Raw genomic sequence first — 339 nt, 5'->3', positions numbered from 1 at the left:
CCTCGGAGCACGGGCGGCAGCTCAGCACCACGAGCACGCAACGCGGTCGTGTCGAGCAGCACGGGGAGCAGCAGCGCGTCGTCGGCCCCGAGGGCGGCGTCGAACAGGGCCAGTCCCTGCTCGACGGTCAGGGGCGTGGCTCCGGAGGCGGCGATCCGCTGGACGTCGGTGTCCGAGAGGGTGGCGGTCATGCCGCCGCTCGGGGCCCAGGCGCCCCAGGCCAGGGAGTGGGCGGGCAGGCCCTGTGCCGTACGGTGGCGGGCCAGTGCGTCGAGGAAGACGTTGCCCGCGGCGTAGTTGCCCTGGCCGGGTGCGCCGAGGGTGCCGGCGCCGGAGGAG

1 protein-coding gene is annotated in these 339 nt (G+C 75.8%); it reads right to left on the bottom strand.

Features of this window, described 5'->3' with window-relative positions:
- Nucleotides 1–339: KR domain-containing protein (locus tag IF89_RS0136430; protein ID WP_030777968.1), on the bottom strand; the 339-nt coding region annotated here is incomplete at both ends.

It is taken from the genome of Streptomyces sp. NRRL F-2664, assembly GCF_000719345.1.
Taxonomy (GTDB): domain Bacteria; phylum Actinomycetota; class Actinomycetes; order Streptomycetales; family Streptomycetaceae; genus Streptomyces.
The sequence above is the reverse complement of the archived record's forward strand: the minus strand, read 5'-3'. Positions and strand labels throughout refer to the sequence as shown.